The sequence below is a fragment of the Desulfitobacterium sp. genome, assembly GCF_034927245.1.
Classification (GTDB): domain Bacteria; phylum Bacillota; class Desulfitobacteriia; order Desulfitobacteriales; family Desulfitobacteriaceae; genus Desulfitobacterium_A.
Window position 1 is genome coordinate 1 of record NZ_JAYFQK010000063.1, and the last position, 20,946, is coordinate 20,946.

21 protein-coding genes are annotated in these 20,946 nt (G+C 43.9%); 4 read left to right on the forward strand and 17 right to left on the reverse strand.

The window, feature by feature from the left end; translation table 11 throughout:
* Positions 1-150: 150 nt before the first annotated feature.
* From VB077_RS14890 to argF, 4 genes are all read right to left on the reverse strand, one after another.
* A complete protein-coding gene (locus VB077_RS14890) occupies positions 151-1,602 on the reverse strand; it encodes a nicotinate phosphoribosyltransferase (protein ID WP_323416045.1) in 1,452 nt (483 codons plus the stop codon).
* 346 nt (positions 1,603-1,948) lie between these two features.
* On the reverse strand, positions 1,949-3,328 hold the full coding sequence (gene argH / locus VB077_RS14895) for an argininosuccinate lyase (RefSeq protein WP_323416046.1): 1,380 nt from the start codon (positions 3,326-3,328) through the stop codon (positions 1,949-1,951).
* A 143-nt stretch (positions 3,329-3,471) separates the two neighbouring features.
* On the reverse strand, positions 3,472-4,680 hold the full coding sequence (locus VB077_RS14900; protein ID WP_323416047.1) for an argininosuccinate synthase: 1,209 nt from the start codon (positions 4,678-4,680) through the stop codon (positions 3,472-3,474).
* A gap of 61 nt (positions 4,681-4,741) precedes the next feature.
* Positions 4,742-5,683, reverse strand: coding sequence for an ornithine carbamoyltransferase (argF, locus tag VB077_RS14905; protein WP_323416048.1), 942 nt, complete (start codon positions 5,681-5,683; stop codon positions 4,742-4,744).
* A gap of 287 nt (positions 5,684-5,970) precedes the next feature.
* Between argF and VB077_RS14910 the strand changes: the two genes are divergently transcribed.
* From VB077_RS14910 to VB077_RS14920, 3 genes are read left to right on the forward strand one after another with little or no spacing between them, the layout of a single operon-like run.
* Positions 5,971-6,816 (forward strand): SPFH domain-containing protein, encoded by an 846-nt coding sequence (locus VB077_RS14910; protein ID WP_323416049.1) that lies wholly within the window; start codon positions 5,971-5,973, stop codon positions 6,814-6,816.
* A gap of 21 nt (positions 6,817-6,837) precedes the next feature.
* Entirely contained in the window at positions 6,838-7,035 is a 198-nt protein-coding gene (locus tag VB077_RS14915; protein WP_323416050.1) for a hypothetical protein, read from the forward strand.
* 31 nt (positions 7,036-7,066) lie between these two features.
* Positions 7,067-7,708 (forward strand): GOLPH3/VPS74 family protein, encoded by a 642-nt coding sequence (locus VB077_RS14920; protein ID WP_323416051.1) that lies wholly within the window; start codon positions 7,067-7,069, stop codon positions 7,706-7,708.
* Positions 7,709-7,829: 121 nt separating this feature from the next.
* Here VB077_RS14920 and VB077_RS14925 read toward each other — a convergent pair whose 3' ends face one another.
* The 7 genes from VB077_RS14925 to argC form a co-directional block, all read right to left on the reverse strand.
* On the reverse strand, positions 7,830-8,630 hold the full coding sequence (locus VB077_RS14925) for a hypothetical protein (protein ID WP_323416052.1): 801 nt from the start codon (positions 8,628-8,630) through the stop codon (positions 7,830-7,832).
* Positions 8,624-9,322 (reverse strand): ABC transporter ATP-binding protein, encoded by a 699-nt coding sequence (locus tag VB077_RS14930; RefSeq protein ID WP_323416053.1) that lies wholly within the window; start codon positions 9,320-9,322, stop codon positions 8,624-8,626. The genes VB077_RS14925 and VB077_RS14930 overlap by 7 nt, the downstream gene beginning before the upstream one ends.
* Positions 9,319-9,690, reverse strand: a complete 372-nt coding sequence (locus VB077_RS14935) for a GntR family transcriptional regulator (RefSeq protein WP_323416054.1) — start codon at positions 9,688-9,690, stop codon at positions 9,319-9,321. Before VB077_RS14935 ends, VB077_RS14930 begins: the two co-directional genes overlap by 4 nt.
* A 229-nt stretch (positions 9,691-9,919) precedes the next feature.
* On the reverse strand, positions 9,920-11,125 hold the full coding sequence (locus tag VB077_RS14940) for an acetylornithine transaminase (RefSeq protein WP_323416055.1): 1,206 nt from the start codon (positions 11,123-11,125) through the stop codon (positions 9,920-9,922).
* Positions 11,126-11,178: 53 nt separating this feature from the next.
* Positions 11,179-12,072, reverse strand: coding sequence for an acetylglutamate kinase (argB, locus tag VB077_RS14945; RefSeq protein WP_323416056.1), 894 nt, complete (start codon positions 12,070-12,072; stop codon positions 11,179-11,181).
* Positions 12,073-12,126: 54 nt separating this feature from the next.
* Positions 12,127-13,383: a bifunctional glutamate N-acetyltransferase/amino-acid acetyltransferase ArgJ gene (gene argJ / locus VB077_RS14950; protein WP_323416057.1), complete on the reverse strand. Its 1,257-nt coding sequence runs from the start codon at positions 13,381-13,383 to the stop codon at positions 12,127-12,129.
* 58 nt (positions 13,384-13,441) lie between these two features.
* Entirely contained in the window at positions 13,442-14,470 is a 1,029-nt protein-coding gene (gene argC / locus VB077_RS14955; RefSeq protein ID WP_323416058.1) for an N-acetyl-gamma-glutamyl-phosphate reductase, read from the reverse strand.
* Between the two features lie 310 nt (positions 14,471-14,780).
* On the opposite strand from argC, the gene VB077_RS14960 reads away from it, so the two are divergent.
* Positions 14,781-16,496, forward strand: a complete 1,716-nt coding sequence (locus tag VB077_RS14960; RefSeq protein WP_323416059.1) for a methyl-accepting chemotaxis protein — start codon at positions 14,781-14,783, stop codon at positions 16,494-16,496.
* Here the strand turns inward: VB077_RS14960 and VB077_RS14965 are convergent.
* From VB077_RS14965 to rplM, 6 genes are all read right to left on the reverse strand, one after another.
* Positions 16,493-17,671 (reverse strand): M20 family metallopeptidase, encoded by a 1,179-nt coding sequence (locus VB077_RS14965; protein ID WP_323416060.1) that lies wholly within the window; start codon positions 17,669-17,671, stop codon positions 16,493-16,495. The two genes, VB077_RS14960 and VB077_RS14965, sit on opposite strands and share 4 nt — an antisense overlap.
* Before the next feature lie 114 nt (positions 17,672-17,785).
* Complete coding sequence (locus tag VB077_RS14970) at positions 17,786-18,229, reverse strand: endolytic transglycosylase MltG (protein WP_323416061.1); 444 nt, start codon at positions 18,227-18,229, stop codon at positions 17,786-17,788.
* Positions 18,226-18,807, reverse strand: a complete 582-nt coding sequence (locus VB077_RS14975; protein WP_323416062.1) for a hypothetical protein — start codon at positions 18,805-18,807, stop codon at positions 18,226-18,228. Before VB077_RS14975 ends, VB077_RS14970 begins: the two co-directional genes overlap by 4 nt.
* A 48-nt stretch (positions 18,808-18,855) precedes the next feature.
* On the reverse strand, positions 18,856-19,638 hold the full coding sequence (locus tag VB077_RS14980; protein ID WP_323416063.1) for an N-acetylmuramoyl-L-alanine amidase: 783 nt from the start codon (positions 19,636-19,638) through the stop codon (positions 18,856-18,858).
* A gap of 115 nt (positions 19,639-19,753) precedes the next feature.
* Positions 19,754-20,149: a 30S ribosomal protein S9 gene (rpsI, locus tag VB077_RS14985; RefSeq protein WP_323416064.1), complete on the reverse strand. Its 396-nt coding sequence runs from the start codon at positions 20,147-20,149 to the stop codon at positions 19,754-19,756.
* A gap of 23 nt (positions 20,150-20,172) precedes the next feature.
* The gene (gene rplM / locus VB077_RS14990) at positions 20,173-20,604 is read right to left on the reverse strand and encodes a 50S ribosomal protein L13 (protein ID WP_323416065.1); all 432 of its coding nucleotides are present in this window, start codon (positions 20,602-20,604) and stop codon (positions 20,173-20,175) included.
* Positions 20,605-20,946 lie beyond the last annotated feature (342 nt).

Here is a 20,946-nt window from a genome sequence, read left to right on the forward strand (position 1 = left end):
AAGCACAAATCCCATTTTTGCAACTTATTTCCACTATATTTTGGAAATGGGTAGGTTTTTTATTGCCTTTTTTAGGTTAACTAGCATCCTGAAAAGATTGACCGAAATTTTTAAGGTCTTGACATATTACCGAAGGACTCAGTAAATCATTTACTTGCAGCTATCTTCAACTTCATTGACTTCAAGACTAATTTTGTGCAATAGTTCTTGCTTTAAGTCATAAAGCTTAGAAGATAAATCGACAATGTATTTATGAGGGTAGGTTAAGCGTTTAACTTCATCCCAGAGCGTATCCATTTCTTTTCGGGTATAATCCTGAATCTCCTGTAATGGGGGAAGATCATAAACGCATTTTCCCTTACGGAAGATCGGCTTCAACAGTTCTTTGGTTGTAAAGTGGGTTAACGTCTTCTTTTTCCAAGTCTGAACCGGATCAAAGATCGTTAACGGGGCTTCAAACTGTTCATCTTCAAGGGCAATCAAGTCGGCCATAGCCTTACCCCTGCGGTCATAGAAGCGGACGACCTTTTTAATCCCAGGATTCGTGATTTTCGAAATATTTTCGGATACTTTCAAGCGCGGTTCAAAAACTCCGTCTTTACCTTCTGCACAGAGTTTATACACCCCGCCAAGCGCAGGGGTATCCTTAGAAGTAATCAGGTGGGTCCCTACTCCCCATGCATCGATCGGAGCCCCTTGGGCACGGATTGCCCAAATGGTATGTTCATCAAGATCATTTGAACCTACGATCTTGGCATCGTAAAGACCCGCCTCATCAAGCATCCGACGCGATTCACGGGAAAGATAAGTCAGATCTCCGCTATCGATTCGAATCCCTAAAAAGTGATGGCCTTCTGCCTCGAGTTCATGGCCCACCTTAATCGCATTCGGGACTCCCGATTTTAAAACATTATAGGTATCGACCAAAAGCAAACATTGATCCGGGAAAGACTTGGCATAAGCTCGGAAAGCCTCTATCTCACTCGGAAAGCATTGAATCCAACTGTGGGCTTGCGTTCCGGATACAGGTATCCCATATCTTTGACCTGCCAAAAGATTTGATGTGGATTGACACCCTCCAATAAAGGCTGCTCTTGCCCCTAAAACACCGGCATCCGGTCCCTGTGCCCTGCGCAAACCGAACTCCGCGACAGATCCGCCGCCTGTTGCAGTTATGACTCGGAAAGCTTTTGTCGCGATCAACGTTTCAAAATTAACCAGATTAAGAAGTGTAGTTTCGACTAACTGAGCCTCAAAAATCGGAGCCTTAACACGTACTAAGGGTTCATAGGGGAACACCGGCGTTCCTTCAGGAATAGCGTCAATATCGCCGGTGAAGCGAAAATCGCTGAGCGCCTTAAGGAACTGCGCATCAAACAGATTCAGCCCTTTTAAATAATCAATGTCCTCTTCGGTAAAATGCAAATTCTCGATATACTCGACGACTTGCTCCAAACCCGCAGCGATTGCGTATCCGCCTTCGTTAGGGATTGTCCGAAAATAAAGATCAAAGACCGCCTCTTTATCTCCATAACCATGCTGTAAATACCCTTGCATCATCGTCAATTGATAAAGGTCTGTTAATAACTCGAGATTTTTCATGTCATCCTCCCAACCTAACTTCCAAAGGAATCGAAACTCCATCTGAGTAAGCTTCCTCTTTGTCTATTGTCGAAGTCTGTAATATTAAGGATATGATATTTTCAAGTTAGACACAACCCTTTTCAGGTTATCCAGAGTTTTTCCACGGATTATTTTAGATATTCCGATGTTATCCACAAAGTTATCCACATTATGCACAGGCTGTATATAACTTTTGTGGATAAACTATCTTTGTAACTGTGAATTACCAGAGCTATCTAGTTTTCAGTATACCCCTTACCGGTAATATTTTCATTAAATTTTATGCATAATGTATATCTTATGTGTTCGGTAGTATCCGCATAACTTAGACTATTTTCTCCAATTCTTGTCGTGAAAGCTCGATTGTCCGTGTCACAGCTTCCGGTGCTGGCCCACCCGTTAGCTTCCGTTCACGAACACAGTACTCAATCCCAATCGATGTAAATAAATCTTCGGAAAATACATCCGAAAACTGCTTGTACTCCTCAAGTTTAAGATCTTCAAGTCCGCAGCCTTTTTTAGTACAGTAGAGCACAATTCTGCCGACGATCTCATGAGCCTCACGGAAAGGTACATTTTTCTTGGCTAAATAGTCCGCTAAATCGGTCGCATTCGTAAATCCTCCTTTAGCCCCATGTGCCATTACCTCACGGTTGACTTTCATGGTTCGTATCATCGGTTCAACAACCAACAGCGATTTATGAATCGTATCAATCGCATCAAAGACTTGCTCTTTATCCTCTTGCATATCCTTATTATAAGCAAGCGGCAATCCTTTCATAACGGTTAATAAAGCAATGAGATCACCATAGACCCGGCCCGTTTTGCCTCTCACGAGTTCTGCGACATCCGGGTTCTTTTTCTGGGGCATAATACTTGATCCCGTAGAATAACCATCATCCATCGTTACAAATTGGAATTCACTGCTTGACCAAAGGACTAATTCCTCGCAAAGGCGGCTGAGGTGCATCATAGCAATCGAAACGGCACTCAAAAATTCCAAAGCGAAGTCCCGGTCACTGACCCCATCCAGACTGTTTAACGTTACGCCATCAAAGCCTAATTCTTTGGCTACGGATTCACGATCCAAATGGAAGGTTGTTCCCGCCATAGCACCCGAACCCAATGGCGAAATATTAAGACGTTTCCGTGTATCATTAAATCTTCCCATATCCCGTAAAAACATTTGTACGTAAGCCAGCAAATGATGGGCAAAAGTAATGGGCTGAGCCTTTTGCAGATGGGTATACCCCGGCATCCAGGTTTCCTTATGTTCTTCTGCAAGATCAAGCAGTGTACGAATCAAAGTCGCCATTAAACCCTTTGTCTTATCGATTTCCGCTCTTAAATACAAACGCAGATCGAGAGCGACTTGATCATTACGGCTTCTTCCGGTATGTACTTTTTTACCGACATCACCGATACGCTCTGTCAAAAGCTTTTCAACGTTCATGTGGATATCCTCGGCACCGACTTCGAACTCGACTTTTCCCGCTTGAATATCCTCGATAATCCCTTGCAACCCCATAATAATTTGATCTGCCTCAGCTTGAGATATTACCCCAACTTGTCCGAGCATCCGCGCATGGGCAATGCTGCCTTGAATATCCTGCTTATAGAGGCGCTTATCGAACGAAATTGAAGAATGAAAATCTTCTACTAAAGCATCTGTTGTTTTCTCAAAACGTCCACCCCATAATTTCATGGGTAATTCATCCTTTCTCCAAAAAACTTTGTTATTATTTTACTCTTTTCTTAAGGCCAGTGCAAAGCCTTTCCGACAGTATAAAAAGACGAGTCCAAAGAACTCGTCTTTTTATTAACAGAAGTTTAACAGCAATTAAGGCGTTATTTTTTCAGTCCGGATTTTTTCTCCATTAAGGCTCTGACTTTAAGAGGAAGTCCGAATAAGTTAATAAACCCTTCGGCATCCTTTTGATTGTATACGCCGTCTCTGCCGAACGTTGCAAATTCTTCACTATAAAGAGAATACGGAGATTTCGTTCCGGCTAAGCTGCAGTTTCCTTTATAAAGCTTTAAGCGAACTGTTCCGGTCACGTTTTTCTGAGTAACGTTGACGAACGCATCTAAGGCTTCACGCAAGGGGGAATACCATACTCCGTCATAGACCAGCTCAGCATATTTTAACGCGATTTGTTCCTTATAATGAAGGGTTAGGCGATCGAGGGTAAGGTGCTCTAAAGCTTGGTGGGCGGTATAGAGAATCGTTCCGCCGGGAGTCTCATAGACACCGCGGGATTTCATTCCGATTAAACGATTTTCAACCATATCGACAATCCCAATGCCATGCTTGCCGCCTAATTTATTGAGCGTTTCCAGGAACTTAACGGGATTAAGCTTTTCTCCGTTTAAGCTGACCGGAATCCCTTCCTCGAACCCTAATTCTAAATATTCGGGTTTGTCGGGAGCATCTTCAGGAGAAACACCTAAAAGATAGAGATCCCGCTTCGGCTCATTCCATGGATCTTCCAAATCTCCGCCCTCATGACTCAGATGCCAAAGATTACGATCCATACTATAAGGGCGATCCTTGGTTACCGGAACCGGAATTCCCCGCGCTTGTGCATAGTCGATAGCATCTTCACGGGATTTAATATTCCACAAACGCCAAGGAGCAATGATTTCTAAATCCGGATTAAGCGCCTTAACCCCCAGTTCAAAACGGACCTGATCATTTCCTTTTCCCGTTGCACCATGGGCAATTGCCACTGCCCCTTCTTTTTCGGCAATCTCAACAAGACGGCGTGCAATGAGCGGACGGGCAAAAGATGTTCCTAACAGGTATTTTCCTTCGTAAACGGCGCCTGCCTTTAATGTGGGATAAATAAAATCAGTCACGAATTCTTCTTGTAAATCTTCAATATAAAGCTTACTTGCCCCGCTTTTAATGGCCTTTTCATTGAGGGGTTCAAGTTCCTCTCCCTGTCCCAGATCGGCAGCCATCGCAATGACTTCATAGCCGTAATTTTCTTTTAACCAGGGGATAATGATTGAAGTATCCAATCCACCGGAATATGCTAGAACAACCTTTTTCATTTGATTTCTTCCTTTCTATAAACAATAATCACAAAAATCTAATGGTATGCTTTTTCTTATTTTACATCAGTAAAGCAAGAATCGCCTTATGGGCATGGAGTCGATTTTCCGCTTCGTCAAAAACGACCGATTGAGGACCTTCCAGTACTTCTTCGGTGATTTCCTCGCCGCGATGAGCGGGTAAACAATGCAAAACAATGGCCTTCGGATTTGCCGCCTTTAGGGTTTCAGCATTGACTTGATAACCCGCAAAGGCTTTCGCCCGAATGGCTGCTTCTTCTTCCTGACCCATGCTTGCCCAAACATCGGTATAAAGAACATCGGCATCCTTAGCGGCAACCATAGGATCCTCGACAATCTCAACCAAGCCTCCACCCTTTTTGGCCTTGGTTTGTGCTTCGGCAACGATTCCCGGATCAGGCTGATAACCGTTGGGGCTTGCGATAACGATGTGCATCCCTAACTTGGCCGCATTCATCAATGAGTGAGCCATATTATTGCCATCCCCGATAAATCCGAGTTTGAGGCCGGCGATCTGATGTTTATGCTCTTGAATGGTGAGCAGATCCGCTAAAACCTGTGTCGGATGAAAGGTATCGGTTAGACCGTTGATGACCGGAACGTCGGCGTATTCCGCCAGGTCAACAACATCTTGATGACTAAATGTCCGTATCATAATTCCATCGACCATTCGAGCCAGAACACGTGCCGTATCTTTTATCGGTTCGCCGCGGCCGATTTGAATATCCCGATCACTCAGAAATAGAGCGTGTCCGCCGAGCTGTTCCATTCCCACTTCAAAGGAAACTCGAGTACGTGTAGAGGATTTAGTAAAAATCATCGCTAAATTTTTACCCTGAAGAATAGGGTGGGCCACTCCTGCTTTCGTTTCTTCTTTTAATCCCTTTGCCACATGGAGCATGTATAAGATTTCATCTGGTGTATAATCCTTAAGGGAGAGATAATCCCGTCCTTGAAATTCTTTCTTATTGACCAGTATCATCACGCCAGCCTCCTTCGATACGAATTATTATACTTTTTAATGTATAATAATTCAATAGCTTTCCGAAACTTTCTTTTTTAAATCCTATATTTAGCGCAATCTCCCTATTTTCCTTCTCTTTTCCCTATCTATCCTTTCTTCTTTTCTTTATCGCTATTCTCCTGCTTTCGGGGATTGAAAGAAGTCTATATAGAGATCCTTCTATCCTTGTTTACAGAAAATGCAAGAAGTGATATCATAGTAATATCAAAGTAATTTCATGTTCTAATTAAAAGGAGGTTCATCTTATGAAAGAAAAGAAAGCCTGGGCGCTGAATGGTTTTATCGCTTTAATTCTGGTCCTTGCCTTGTTTGGAGCCGGAACAGCCCTATTTATCCAATTGAATATTATACCGGGGATCGTTCTGCTCGTTATCGGTTTCATTCTTATCACAGGGATAACGATTGTTCAACCGAATAAAGCATATGTTGTGACGTTTTTCGGAAGCTATATCGGCACAATCCGTGAACCCGGATTTTGGTTCACTCTCCCCTTATCCGCACGCAAGAGCGTATCCCTTAGAGTTCGCAACTTTAACAGTAAAACTTTAAAAGTAAATGATATTGAAGGAAACCCCATCGAAATTGCGGCAGTCATTGTTTTTAAGGTTGTCGATACGGCAAAAGCCATTTTTGATGTTGATAAATATGAGCAATTCGTAGAAATCCAAAGTGAAACCGCCCTTCGCCATGTGGCAAGCCAGTATCCCTATGATACCTTTGAAAACACAGTGGGTTATTCCTTGAGAGCAAATGGCGAGGAAATAGCGAAGGAACTCGCGCAGGAACTTCAACAACGGCTCACGCTTGCCGGCGTAGAGGTATCAGAGGCCCGCTTAACCCATCTTGCCTATTCCACAGAAATAGCCGGAGCCATGCTGCAGCGTCAGCAAGCCAACGCCATCCTCGCCGCTCGGCAAATTATTGTGGAAGGAGCGGTAGGATTGGTGGAGATGGCCATTAGTCGTCTGGAAAAGGAAAATGTCGTCACCCTGGATGAAGAACGTAAAGCCGCTATGATCAATAACTTACTTGTTGCGATTGTCTCAGATCGATCAGCCCAACCTGTGATCAATACCGGCTCTCTATATTAGCTTAGTTAGGTGTTGAGACAAATGGCCAAGAAACAATATGCGCTGCGACTCGATCCTAAACTATACGATGCCCTCGAAAAATGGTCGGCTGACGAATTTCGAAGTGTGAATTCCCATATTGAATTTCTGCTTCGAGAAGCGGTTTATCATGCAGGTCGTCTTAAGATTGAAGATTCGGCCGAGGGCGCCCATAACTCCGATTCTCCAAATAAAAAGTAGCTTTGGAGCTTAACCTAAGGAGTGATTATTCATGCTTGATCTTCTCGAAGAGTTATTACTCCTTGCTGTTGATGAGGAAAAAGGAACGATTCCCCTTGGAGTCTCCGGTAGAATTGATTTTTGCCTTTCCGGGGCTCTCCTCATCGAACTCGAATTGAGAAATCGCATTAAAGTTGATAAGAAGACCCTAAAAATTATAGATCGTTCATCGACAGGTCATTCCCGTTGTGATACGCTTCTCGATCTTATCGATCGTTCAAAACGTGTCCGCTCCCCAGGTTATTGGATTACAACAACAAAAAAGGCATTTAAACATCTTCGCCGCAAATATCTCGAAGGACTTGTTGACCAAGGCATTTTGCGTGAAGAAGAACGCCAAATTTTATGGGTTTTCCCTTCTACTGCTTACCCCTTGCGCGATACCCTGCTCAAAAGGGAATTGCGCGACCGTATCCGCCTTGTCATCCTGCGTGAAGAAATACCAAATCCACGAACTACCCGGCTCATCGCCCTGGTGCATGCCTGCGGTCTGACAAATACCCTTTTTGATAAAGATGAACGAAAAATGGCCCGGAAAAAGGTCAAGGCTTTGGCTAAAGAAGATCAATTAGTGCAGGCTATTATGAAAACGATTCAAGCCTCCAATTCAGGAGCATATGCCGGAAGCTTATAAAAAAACTATAATATTCTGCTTTGCTTGCTAATACGTAAAGTCTGGCAATTAAAAAGAGTTGTTCTTCTATCCACTTTATAAAGCGACAGAAGAGCAACTCTTTTTTTAGTTTAGATAATTCTTATTCCAAATTCAGCCGTTTGCTTAAAATATACTGAGTCACAGCGAAGTAAATTGTACAGAAGAGCACTGATAAGGCGATTCCATAAATAACATATTCTTGAATTATCGGCAGCTGTGCTTGAAACTCATCGGCGTTCATCGGCATTCCAGCGAATGGAGCTATCTTGGGAATCTTAATTAAGATCCCAAAGAGGATTTGGGAAAGCGTATTGAGACCGATAAAGGCACCAAAAGAAGCTAACATTCTATGCTTTCTGAAGAGGTGCCCAATAGCCATTGAGGCGTAAATGAGCAAAATACCGGAGGCCAAGGTAAGAAAGCTGCCAATGAGCATCTCCAAAGAAAAAAGGTACGTCCAATTCCCAAATTGATCGAGGACTCGCCGGAGGAAAGGTGCAACCGACGCAACAATGTCACGAAGGTCCCCTCTTTCGAGAGCAAGGATTAGAATCGAAATAAAAGCGACAATACCGCTCACCACTATCCAAAACATCGAGATCAAAAGTTTAGCCACAATATGCTGCCAAGGTTTTACAGGCAGAGTGTGCATCAAATAGCCTTCATCGGCAAGTAGATTTCGATAAAAACGTTGAATCATCGTCACAAAGGTCATAACAAACATTGCCACCATGATAAAACCGTAGATGAGTAAACTAATGGCTACAGGAGTATCCCATTGTTGCTGACCTATCAAAGCGATCAATCGTGTGATTCCGGCAAAAGCCAGCAAAGCGAGAAATAAGGGAAGAAATACTCTGCCGGTGGCCTTAATCTCATATTTTAAAAGCTTACTTAACATTTGAACACCTCCCTGAATAAGTCATCGACAGACTTGCCCTTTTCATCCCGGATCTCATCGACCGTCGAGGTTAAGACGATTTGGCCTTGATTGATAAAAACGACGGAATCCAAGATATTCTCGATATCGGCAATGAGGTGGGTCGAGATGATCACCGTAGCCTTTTCATTATAATTGCTAATGATGGTTTTCAGAATATAATCCCTTGCTGCCGGGTCCACACCGCCTATCGGCTCATCCAAAAAATAAAGTTCGGCTTCCCGGCTCATGACTAGAATCAATTGAACCTTTTCCTTCGTTCCTTTGGACATTGTTTTTAGTCTGTCATCCGCATTAATATTGAGGTTTTTGAGCATGTCGTACGCTTTTTCCGGTTTAAAATCCTGATAGAAATCCGTGAACAGCTCAATGATTTGGTGTACGCGCATCCAATCATTCAGATACGTTCTTTCCGGGAGATACGATACTATTTTTTTCGTTTCAATGCCCGGTTCTTGACCCCCGATGAGGATATTTCCACGGGTGGGCGTCAAAAGTTTATTGGCAAGCTTAATAAGGGTGCTTTTGCCGCTGCCGTTCGGTCCTAAAAGTCCTACAATCTGTCCAAGCTCTATCTTTAAATTAATGTCGGACAATGCGGTCTTGCTTCCAAATGTCTTGGTAAGACCATTGCATTCCAGAATGACACTCATTTTCCCATCTCCTTTACCATGTTATTGAAAATGGTTATGATCTCGTCCTGTTCAAAACCAATCAACTGCATTTTCTCCAGGAATTCTGTAATTTGTTCCCGGGCTAATTGTGTCTTTGCTTTTTGAACCATACCCGCATCCTCCGTTACTGTTCGACCGCTTGTGCGGTGAGTAATGATGAGGCCGTCTTCCTCTAATTTTGCCAGAGCCCGCTGCATTGTGTTGGGATTTACGGCTGCTTCTTGAGCCATATCCCGCACGGACGGCAATTTCGACCCCAGGGGATAAACACTGGAAAATATCTTGAGCTCAATCTGTTCAATCAACTGTGAATATATGGGTCTATCCGACTTTAATTCCCAAGGCATTTAATCACCCCTTGTATTATTGTATTAACTACTTAATACAATAATACATAGATAAGCTTTTGTCAAGCGTCCACCCATAACTGACTGCAAATTATTTCGCTGTGAGTTGCACACCGTGAGTTACACATAAAAAATAGAGAACTGCAAACGTCTTTGAATCGTTAGCAGTTCTCTTGATTTTCTCAGGTGCGGCTTATTTTCTTAGGTGCGGCTTATTAAATTTCTGAATTTAGGCATTCCAGATGGATGCGAATACTTCATCAAGGATCTTGACCGCCTCATCAATTTCCGCAAAGCTCACATTAAGCGGCGGTACAAAGCGGAGTGCTTTTCCCCCCGCAAAATTGATCAGCAAACCTTTTTCACGGCAGCCATTCACGAGTTCCGGACCCCGTTTTGCAACAGGCCAGCCCAGCAGAAATCCTTTTCCTCTTACTGGTTCTCCCGTTTGATATTTATCCGCAAGCTTTTGCAATTCTCCTTTGAAATACTCGGCATGCTTTTGAACATCTTCCAGGAACCCCTCTTCAAGCATGACATTTAGAACCGCACAACCCGCCGCCGTAGCCAAAGGATTGCCCCCAAAAGTAGAAGCATGATCCCCGGGTTTAAACGCTTCAGCCACCGAATCTTTAGCCAGCATGGCTCCGATCGGAACACCGCCGCCTAAAGCTTTAGCCAGTGTCATAATATCGGGTTTTACTCCGGTCCATTCATGAGCAAAGAGCTTGCCCGTCCGGCCGACACCGGTCTGCACTTCATCAAATATCAAAAGTGCTCCCACATCATCACAAAGCTTGCGAACCGCTTGCAAAAATTCGGGTTCGGCAGGGATAATCCCACCCTCGCCTTGGATGGGTTCAAGAATGACGGCTGCGGTTTTACTGCTGATCTTCCCGGTAATATCCGCAATATTATTAAGCATTGCATAAAAGAAGCCTTCCGGCAAGGGCTCATACCCTGCCTGATACTTCGTTTGTCCTGTTGCGGTTAACGTTGCTAAGGTCCGGCCATGGAAAGAATTCTTAAGTGAAATGATTTCATATTTTTCCGGACCATAATGAAGTTTCGCATATTTACGGGCTAGCTTAAGAGCTGCTTCATTGGCCTCAGCCCCGCTGTTGCAAAAAAAGACTTTATCCGCAAAAGAGTGATCGACCAGCAGCTTCGCTAATTCAATCTGCTTCGGAATCCAATACAAGTTCGAAGTATGCAGAATCTCTTCCGTCTGCTTTTGAATCGCTTGGATAACCGCCGGATGTCTGTGGCCTAATGAATTAACGGCTATCCCGCTCACAAAGTCCAGATATTTGTTGCCTTCCATATCCCAAACCCAGGAGCCTTCGCCTTTCACCAAGGCCATCGGCAAGCGGCCATACGTATTCATGACCACGGCTTGACCCTCCCGGATCAACTGTTCTGTCTTAGTTGTCATTACGATTTCCCCCTCCTATTTAAATACCGACTTGTTAAATGCCGACTTGCCCATTAAACGATCATTGTCCCAATCCCGCCATCTGTAAACAGCTCCAGCAAAATCGCATGCAATATTCTTCCATCAAGGATGTGAACACTCCCGACTCCGCCATCAAGGGCTTCTAAAGCACACTCAACCTTCGGTATCATTCCTCCCATGAGAATACCCGTCTCAAGCAGCTTAGGAACTTCCTCCTGTTTGATGACGGAAATCAGCGATTCTGGATCCTTCACATCTTTGAGAACTCCCCGGACATCGGTAAGCAAAAGAAATTTATCAGCTTCTAAGGCTTCCGCTATTTTTCCGGCTGCCGTATCAGCATTGATATTATAGCTTTCACCATCAACTCCCCCTGCCAGAGGGGAAATGACCGGAATATATCCTTGATCAAGCAAAGATTCAATTATACCGGGAGATACCTGTTCAATTTCTCCGACAAATCCCAAGTCAACCTCTTCATATTCACCCTGTTGATTCTGAACCTTCAGCGGTTTCTTGACCGCTTGCAAAAGTTGAGCATCTTTACCCGATAATCCGACCGCTCGCCCCCCAAAATGGTTGAGCAGCGAAACGATTTCTGTATTGAGCTTACCGACTAAAACCATCGCCGCAATCTCCATGGTTTCCTCGTCGGTGACTCTTAAGCCCCGTATAAACTGGCTTTCTTTGCCCACTTTATTCAGCATCGTATTGATTTCCGGTCCTCCGCCATGGACGACAACCGGACGAATTCCCACGGAATGCAGCAGCAAGATATCAAGCATCACAGACTCTTTGAGATCTTGATCCAACATGGCATGACCGCCATACTTAATCACGACCGTCTTGCCCGCGAATTTTTGGATGTAAGGCAAAGCCTCAATCAATACCCTTGCCTTATCAATCCCTTGATCTAACGGTGTCATCGCATTGTCATCTCCTCTTTCAAGCTACACAACCCCAAGCTTTCGAACCTTGAATCAGGTTCGATAATCCCCATTTATCGTCACATACTCATGGGTTAAGTCACAGCCCCAAGCCGTTGCCTTATCTTCCCCATCCTTGAGCATAAGCGTAATTCCGATTTCTTTTTGGGCAAGAACTTCTTTAGCGGCTTCCTCAGAGAAATGTACCCCTTGACCATTCCGAGCAACTAAGCAATCTCCAATGTAAATTGCGGCCTGGGATGGATCAAATTGGGCCTCCGCATAACCTGCGGCTGCGAGGATACGACCCCAGTTTGCATCTTCCCCGTACATTGCGGTTTTGACCAAACTCGATCCACAGATCGACTTCGCCAGTTTCCGAGCATCTCCAAGGGTTTTGGCACCCGTGACTTTAACTTCAAGGAATTTTGTAGCGCCTTCCCCATCCCGTGCAATCTCTTGTGCCAAGCGGATACACAAAGAATTGACCATTTCCTTAAATTGAACCCATTCCTTCCCTGCCGGGGTAATTCCAGATTCCCCATTGGCCAGGAACAAAACCATATCATTCGTACTTGTATCGCCATCCACCGTGACCATATTAAAACTCTGGTCTGCAGCCTGGCGCAGAAGTTCCTGCAGCTGAACGGCCGAAAGCTTGGCATCCGTCGTGATAAACCCGAGCATTGTCCCCATATTGGGATGAATCATTCCGGAACCCTTAGCTATTCCCCCGAGGCGGATAACGCCTCCCTGACAGGGAAGTTCACAAGCGAACTCTTTAACTGCAGTATCCGTTGTCATGATTGCTAAGGCTGCTTGGTGGGCATTATCGCTCTTCTCAAGCGATGTCCAAACGGGTTCCGCTTGACCGTCTTTGATGACTTCGGCAGCATCTTCAATTCCTTTTTTTACGCGTTCAACCGGCATTTCAACACCAATAACCCCGGTTGAAGCAACAAGTACATCTTCAACCTTGATCCCCAGTTTTGAAGCTGCCGTCTCCGCCATTTCCATAGCCGCCCTATCCCCTGCCTCACCGACACAAGCATTGGCATTTCCGCTGTTAGCCACAATCGCTTGCGCAACACCGTTTTCTAAAAACTTCTGCGTTAGGACTAATGGATGAGCCTTCACTTGATTCCGTGTAAATACTCCGGCGGCTTGGGCCGGAACATTCGAATAAATGAGGGCGATATCATATTTATCTTTGTATTTAACTTCTGCTTTTACACCCGTCGCTTGAAATCCTTGGGGTGCACCTACTCCGCCTTCGATCCAAGTCCAGGATTGACTTAATTCATCACACATCAGCTTCACCTCTATTTCTTTTATTCACTCAACTTACCTGACCGATCCTTTATGCTTTTTAGGGCCAAAGTCCGCGGGCCCCTAATCCCATATTCTCCGGCAAACCCAATATTATATTCATATTTTGAATGGCTTGCCCGGCCGCCCCTTTCACAAGGTTATCGATAGCACTGGCAATAATAACCCTTCCTGTACGTTTATCCAGTTTAAGTTGCAGAAAGGCATGATTGCTGCTTAAAGCAAACTTCGTTTGCGGCCAAATTTCCTGAGGAAGTACATGCACAAACTCCTCATTTTGATAGGCCTCTTCCCAGCATGCCCGCAGCGTGTCTTCCGAAACCCCGTCTCCGACTTGGGCATAGATCGTGGCTAAAATACCCCGAATCATCGGTACTAAATGGGGCGTAAAATTCAGTTTAAAGGAATGCCCTGCCGCTAAAGATAATTGCTGCTCAATTTCCGGAGTGTGGCGATGTTGGGCAACTCCATAGGGCTTAAAGTTTTCATTGACTTCGCTGAAATGCGTGCCTAACGAGGCCCCCCGTCCGGCACCGGAAACCCCCGATTTTGCATCAATGATAATAGACTCGGCCACGATAAGATTCTTCTTAAGAAGCGGGGCTAACCCCAAGATCGAAGCGGTTGGAAAACAACCCGGATTCGCAACCAGCGACTTTCCTTTAATCTCTTCCCGATAAAGCTCCGGAATTCCGTAGACCGCTTCCGGAATCAACTCGGGAGCAGGATGTTCAAGTTTATACCAGGTGCGGTAAACCTCCGGATCTTTCAGCCGAAAATCTGCACCTAAATCAATGACTTTAATCCCTCTTTTCAGCCATTCTGCCGTTCGAGCAGCGGTTAACCCGTGAGGAAGTGCGCAAAAAAGAACATCTACATCATCCGGAACCTGTTCATCGTGTAATTTACCTAATTCACTGCCTATAAACTGAGGAAACATCTCTTCATAGGCTGCACCGGCTGAGCTGGAAGAACCTAAGAAAGTAATCTCTGCCTCAGGATGTTGCTGTAAAAGTCGTACAAGCTCTTGACCTGTATATCCTGTCGCACCTAATATTCCAACATTCAAAACCCTAGCCTCCTCGTTTATTATGGGATACCTATTCCTAACGTTTCTATAATTATACGTTTATACGCATAAACATTCAACTCCTAGGAAAGATTTTCTCATAATTAAGTTTAGACTATATAGGCGTTTAAATATTTAGATATAAGATTTAGTTATCGAAATCTAATTGTCATAATATTTCGCAATTTCAGATTTTATAATTGACTTATAATCTTAAATACAATAGACTTAATTTAAAGTGATAAAAAATACAATTTAAGTAAATTATGTATCAAGCTAGGATATTAAATTGAAAGGTGGGGTTTAGAAGTTGAAACAGAGCTACAAATACCGTTTACTCCTCCTATTACTGATCTCATTTTTGGTTGGCATAAGCACACTAGGCGTCTATTCAATATCCATTATTCAAAGCGAAATACTCAAATCAGCGAGTGAAAAGTTGAATTCCGATTTAGCCTTGGGAAGAGAATTTCTAAATTCTCGCATCCCCGGGGAATGGGAAATCAAAGATGGCAGCTTGTATAAAGGAACGACCTTAATCAATAATCATTTTGCCATTGTTGATGAAATAGGCTCCTTAACGCATGATTCCGCAACCATTTTTCAGGGTAATACACGAGTCGCAACTAATGTAACAAATGCAAAAGGAGAAAGAGCTGTAGGCACAACGGTTTCTGAAGTCGTTGAGAAAACAGTTCTTCAAGAAGGAAAAAAATATATGGGTGAGGCCAATGTCGCAGGAACGCTCAGCCAAACGGCTTATGAGCCCATCAAGAATATTCAAGGCGAAATAATTGGAATGTGGTTTGTCGGCATCCCCAATACCCCTTATGTCCAATTATTCCATAACGTTCGTAATAAAATTATCTTCATGATTGCCATTGAACTGGTGGTTGCCCTTTTCTTATTCTGGCTTCTCATTTCTAAAAATGTAAAACCGTTGGAAAAACAATTAGAAGTGATTATTGGGCATGTCGAAGAAGTTGCCAAAGGTAATTTAGATCTTCCCCGAATTCAGTTTAAAGAGAGTGACGAATTAATCCGCTTAAGCACAGCTCTAAACAAAATGACGGATGATCTCAAAGAATTAGCAAAGAAAGTGTTGGAATCCTCTTTACAAGTTTCCAGCTCTGCCCATCAATTAGCTTTAGGAATGGAACAAACGACACAGGCTTTTAACCTTACATCTGATGCAGTTCTTCATATAGCCATGGGAACCGACAATCAAGCTCAAATGATCATCGACACCACCTCATTATTTAAGGAGATGTCCGCCAAGATTCAGCACACCTTTAATAATACAAAACATATTGTCAATGATTCAGAAATGACTGCTCATGCCGCTGAAGAAGGGATTAAAATTATCGAAGAAACAACCCGGCAAATGGAGAGTATCCAAAACACTGTCAATCACTCCGCAACCGTCATCGAAATGCTCGGTGAACGTTCAAAAGCCATTTCCCAAATCGTAGATACCATTTCCGGTATTGCGGATCAAACCAATTTGCTGGCGTTAAATGCAGCGATTGAAGCCGCTCGAGCGGGAGAACAAGGGCGCGGTTTTTCCGTAGTGGCCGAAGAGGTTCGAAAGCTGGCTGAACAATCGCGAGAGGCGGCTAAAGAAATCACTGCCCTGATTTCTGAGATTCAGGAGGATACCGGAAAAGCTGTCGAAACCATGTCTTCCGGAACGGAAGAGGTACGTCTGGGTGCGGAAATTGTCACCGTTGCGGGAAAAAACTTTAATCAAATTGCTGAATTAGTTAACCGAGTCTCGATACAAATCCACGAGATTGCCGATAATATGCTTGAAACTAAGATAGCTAATGAAAAAGTTGATAATGTAATCTCAACAATCAATACGATCAGTTTAGAAATAGCGAGCCAAGCTCAAACCGCATCTGCCTCCGCGGAAGAACAGAGGGCTTCACTCCAAGAGATGACTTCCCTCGGGCAATCCTTAACAAGTATGGCTGAAGAAAGCCAAAATATGGTGAAGTCATTTAGAATTCAGGGATACCGTTAACCCCATAAATCCGTTTCTTGATAAAATTCCTTTTTAATGTGTTTCAGCAGCTTTGGATCATTCAAAAGATCCCAGCCCGTCCCCACCAAAGATTCTATCGCTAATAAAAGCAATTTTTCCCCTGCCGGAGAAAGCACAGCTTCCGTATAGTCTCGGGTGTGGGGAATATTCATTCCTTTACCCAAGGCCAGATAAGGATGAATGGCGGGTACTACCCTGCTTACATTTCCCATATCAACCGAACCCATGGCAACCTGTGGAGAAGAGATTCTTTTAATCCCCAATTCCCGTAAATTTTTCGTAAATACCCCTGCCAGCGTCCGATTTGTCAACATATCATCATAGGAATTTTCGAATTTTCGCCAGGTGACTTTAGCCGAGACCGAGGATGCCGCTTCTTTGGCACAATGGATCACTTTTTTCTGTAATTCATCTAAACCCTTACGCCTTGGTGCTCTTAGATAAAATCGGGCAACAGCTTTATCCGGAACAATGTTCGGCGTAGTTCCGCCTTCCGTAATAATCCCATTAATTCGTGTATCATCCGGAATCTCTTTTTTCAAAGCATTAACATTATTAAAAAAGGTAATCATGGCCTCAAGAGCATTCACACCAAACTGGGCCGCCGCCACGGCATGTGCGGAACGCCCAATAAACGTAAATTCTATTGCATCCAGTGCCAAAGACGAAACTTCGGGGACATTCTGGCTTCCCGGATGAAACATCATAGCCGCATCAACCCTGTCAAAGATACCCTTTTTCACGAGGGTTACTTTTGCTCCGCTCGTTTCCTCGGCAGGAGTTCCAATGACCAAAACCTCACCCAGGAGCTCTTCACTTCTGCTTAAGACCACCCCTGCCCCTGCACTTGCCGCTCCGATTAAATTATGTCCACACCCATGACCTACCTCAGGCAATGCATCATACTCCGCTAAAAAGGCAATTCTTGGCCCCGGCTTTTTTCCCTGGAAACGAGCAAGAAAAGCGGTTTCAAGACCGGCTATAGGGCGTAGCACATCAAAACCATACCGGCTTAAAAAACGGGTTAAAACATCCACCGCAAAAAACTCTTGATAACCTAACTCAGGATTTTCCCCAATCTCACGGGCTAACTCCCATACTTCCGGAAAAAGAATTTGTGCCTGTTCCTTGAAGAACTTTTTCATTCCGTCCATGGAATCCCATCTCTTTCTCTGTGCTCAATCTATTCTGCTTGAGCTTTCTTACCTTAACAGAATTTTATGTTCAGCTTCACCAAATAGAACCCGGACAGCAATAGTCGTTCCCAGCTACTGAAGAAGCTGCTGGATTATATTGTCTGTAGAAAGTCCGGGTGTAAGCTTATATGTTCCTGCTTTAAATCGTTTTTCGAGGTTTTGAGCCTTTACCTTTGTCAGAAATTCTTCTTTGTTTGGAATCCAACCCCCATCTTGAAGAAGTTGGGCAATCTTTTCGGCACTCGCCCCACGCGGAATCTCAAAGCTTTTTTGTGCCTGTGCCTGTACCTGTGCTTGGGTTTGTGTCTGTGCTTGTGTCTGGGTTTCGTCAGAAGAAGAATTTTCTGGCGGTACCTTTTCTTCCGGAACAATGGTATCCGCTGAACTCTTTTGTGGGGTATCAACACCTACCGTGCCCAGACTCTCGGGTGTAGTCATCATAAAAAGCAGTGAAATCAAAGCACTTAAAATCAACCCTGATCCCACTCCGAACAAATACTGGCGTGAGAATTTCATAGTTGGCCACCTCGAGGATAAGTTCTTAAAACCATATTCACCGCATCTTGGCTTATGGCAAGGTGCCCTGCAATTTCCAAGGTAGACCACCCCTGTTCATAAAGCGCTATGACTTTGCGATATTTCTCAGAGAAAACCTGAGGGGCCGGATCCTGGATATATACATCATCATTATTGACTGAATTTGCCATAGGTCGCTTGGCCTTTCGTTGTAAGATCTTCAATAATTCCAATTGTTGCTCTTGATCCGGCAGCATAACCGGCTTTTGGTTTTGATCTTGGTCCCGAACTTGATCTTGATCGCGATCTTGGTCTTGGTCTTGAAGATTCATGATAGGCGGTTCTTCTATTTTCAGACCCAAAGCTTTCCGTTCTTGAAGTTGTTTTTCATGATTCTCCAAGCGTGCACCTGTCTCCTCCAATTCCGAATGAATATACCCAATTTCACGCTTTACCCCGGCAATTCCTTTGAGTGCTGCCAGAAGCTCCGGGCTTGTATTGGGTGGATTGCCTAAACGCCAGGCAATAATTAAAACAATAATTCCCAGCGTGAATAATACTACCGGTAGTGAACCCATGATCTATCCCCCTGCATTTTCCTGTTCTACATATTACTGAATTTTATCTTAAATATTCGGGACATTGTGAGTGTTTCCTTCTTTTTCCGGCACTAAATTCTGGGATGTTCCTAAATAATTCGCAAGTCCTTGGTATACCGCAACCGCAAGCATCTGTTGATAATTGGGATCGTTTAACTTTTGTTCCTCCTCAGAATTTGACAGAAATCCGAGCTCAATCATCACTGCAGCCCGATCTGCTTTTTTCAAGATAAATAATTCTTGGTTTCCCTTAGCAATCCTTTTACCACCGGCGACAAGGTTGAGCTGCGTTTGTATGTTTTGTGCTAAAAGCTTACCTTCTTGGGAGTCGGCATAATAAAAAACCTGCGGTCCGGTTAATTTTTCTTTAGTTGAGCTATTGACATGAATGCTTAAGTAAACATCGGCTTGCCTATCATTAGCCAATTGAATGCGCTGTGCCAAGTCTTCCCGTTTTCTTTTCAGTAAGCCCTGGGCGGTTCCTAAATCAACATCTTCCTCCCTGACCATAACCGGTTTGCCACCGGCCTGTTGTACCAGAACCTTTAGGCGCTTAGAAACAGCTAAAGTAATATCCTTTTCCAAACTGGTTTTTCCCACTGCTCCCGGATCCACTCCACCATGACCGGCATCAATTAATATCGTCTGATTTCCTACCGTCCAGCTCCAGCTTTTCTGTTCATGAGGATAAAGAAACTTCCACCCAATCCCACCCAATAATAGAAGCACACCTATGAAGCCAAAAATAAGCCATCTTTTCAGCTGAGTACGTCTTCCCCGCTTGTACCATTTTATGCGCTTGTGTTTCATGCACATCCTCCCTTTATTCGTGCTCTGTAAAAACTTTATGGAATAAAGGCTTGGAATTATGCATCAATAGACATAAAAAAGGAAGGGATAACATCCCTTCCTTTTGGTAATTGGATTAACGTTTGGAAAATTGCGGTGCTTTACGCGCTTTTTTCAAACCATATTTACGACGCTCTTTCATCCGTGGATCACGAGTTAAGAAACCGGCACGTTTGAGAGCAGGACGTAAGCTGATATCAGCTTTTAGAAGAGCACGGGCAATTCCGAGACGGATTGCTCCGGCTTGTCCTGTCGTACCTCCGCCATTAACGAGGGCGATGACATCATATTTACCCACCGTATCCGTTACATCGAGTGGTTGCTGAACGATCATTTCCAAAGTCTTCTTGCCGAAGTACTCTCCGAGACCTCTTTTATTAATAACAACCTTTCCTTCACCAGGAATTAAACGAACACGGGCAACCGCGTTTTTACGGCGTCCAGTACCTTGATATTGTAATTTTGCAGCCATTAGTTATTCTTCCTCCTTCCCGTTTATTGAATCGTCCATGTTTCGGGTTGTTGAGCTTGATGGGGATGTTCTGAACCCCGATATACCTTAAGTTTGGTATACATTTGCGCGCCCAACTTGTTATGAGGAAGCATACCTTTGACAGCGTGCTCTACAGCCCGTTCAGGGAAGTTTTTCATGATATTCCGATAGGTGACTTCTTTCAAGCCCCCGGGATATCCGGAGTGATGGCGATATAATTTTTGGTCAAGTTTGTGACCGGTTAAGATAACTTGGTTAGCGTTGATTACGATGACATTATCTCCGGTATCAACGTTTGGGGTAAAGGTTGGTTTATGTTTACCTCTAAGGATGCGAGCAGCTTCAGTAGCTAAACGACCCAAAGGGAGGCCTGCAGCGTCAATGACATACCATTTACGCTCCACCTCATTCGCTTTCGCAAAGAACGTGGACATGATATTCCCTCCAAATTTTCCGTATTCTATTGTCTCATCCGCTTTCGTGGGGCTCAATCACTTGGCGTATGCTGCTCCTATGGGGCTCAATCATAAATAGACAGCATAAAGACTCATAATGATATTTTATGTAATTCGCCGATGAATGTCAAGGTTTTCTCCTTTCGTTTTTTAATATCGTTCTAAAGAATTATATAATGTTATGATTTGACTGCTGAAAGCAGTTAAATTTAGTCCTCTATACCTGCTAAAGTGGAAAAATGAGGATAATCCAGATCCAGGTCTTAATGTTCCTACTGAATGACATGTTAGTCGGGGGTATAATCCCCATTTCTTCTTCAT

What these genes read in the sequence shown, in the direction of transcription:
- VB077_RS14890 (WP_323416045.1), bottom strand. Translation starts at nt 1,602, where the DNA reads ATGAAAAATCTCGAGTTATTAACAGACCTTTATCAATTGACGATGATG.
- argH (WP_323416046.1), bottom strand. Translation starts at nt 3,328, where the DNA reads ATGAAATTATGGGGTGGACGTTTTGAGAAAACAACAGATGCTTTAGTA.
- VB077_RS14900 (WP_323416047.1), bottom strand. Translation starts at nt 4,680, where the DNA reads ATGAAAAAGGTTGTTCTAGCATATTCCGGTGGATTGGATACTTCAATC.
- argF (WP_323416048.1), bottom strand. Translation starts at nt 5,683, where the DNA reads ATGATACTGGTCAATAAGAAAGAATTTCAAGGACGGGATTATCTCTCC.
- VB077_RS14910 (WP_323416049.1), top strand. Translation starts at nt 5,971, where the DNA reads ATGAAAGAAAAGAAAGCCTGGGCGCTGAATGGTTTTATCGCTTTAATT.
- VB077_RS14915 (WP_323416050.1), top strand. Translation starts at nt 6,838, where the DNA reads ATGGCCAAGAAACAATATGCGCTGCGACTCGATCCTAAACTATACGAT.
- VB077_RS14920 (WP_323416051.1), top strand. Translation starts at nt 7,067, where the DNA reads ATGCTTGATCTTCTCGAAGAGTTATTACTCCTTGCTGTTGATGAGGAA.
- VB077_RS14925 (WP_323416052.1), bottom strand. Translation starts at nt 8,630, where the DNA reads ATGTTAAGTAAGCTTTTAAAATATGAGATTAAGGCCACCGGCAGAGTA.
- VB077_RS14930 (WP_323416053.1), bottom strand. Translation starts at nt 9,322, where the DNA reads ATGAGTGTCATTCTGGAATGCAATGGTCTTACCAAGACATTTGGAAGC.
- VB077_RS14935 (WP_323416054.1), bottom strand. Translation starts at nt 9,690, where the DNA reads ATGCCTTGGGAATTAAAGTCGGATAGACCCATATATTCACAGTTGATT.
- VB077_RS14940 (WP_323416055.1), bottom strand. Translation starts at nt 11,125, where the DNA reads ATGACAACTAAGACAGAACAGTTGATCCGGGAGGGTCAAGCCGTGGTC.
- argB (WP_323416056.1), bottom strand. Translation starts at nt 12,072, where the DNA reads ATGACACCGTTAGATCAAGGGATTGATAAGGCAAGGGTATTGATTGAG.
- argJ (WP_323416057.1), bottom strand. Translation starts at nt 13,383, where the DNA reads ATGTGTGATGAATTAAGTCAATCCTGGACTTGGATCGAAGGCGGAGTA.
- VB077_RS14965 (WP_323416060.1), bottom strand. Translation starts at nt 17,671, where the DNA reads ATGGACGGAATGAAAAAGTTCTTCAAGGAACAGGCACAAATTCTTTTT.
- VB077_RS14970 (WP_323416061.1), bottom strand. Translation starts at nt 18,229, where the DNA reads ATGAAATTCTCACGCCAGTATTTGTTCGGAGTGGGATCAGGGTTGATT.
- VB077_RS14975 (WP_323416062.1), bottom strand. Translation starts at nt 18,807, where the DNA reads ATGGGTTCACTACCGGTAGTATTATTCACGCTGGGAATTATTGTTTTA.
- VB077_RS14980 (WP_323416063.1), bottom strand. Translation starts at nt 19,638, where the DNA reads ATGAAACACAAGCGCATAAAATGGTACAAGCGGGGAAGACGTACTCAG.
- rpsI (WP_323416064.1), bottom strand. Translation starts at nt 20,149, where the DNA reads ATGGCTGCAAAATTACAATATCAAGGTACTGGACGCCGTAAAAACGCG.
- rplM (WP_323416065.1), bottom strand. Translation starts at nt 20,604, where the DNA reads ATGTCCACGTTCTTTGCGAAAGCGAATGAGGTGGAGCGTAAATGGTAT.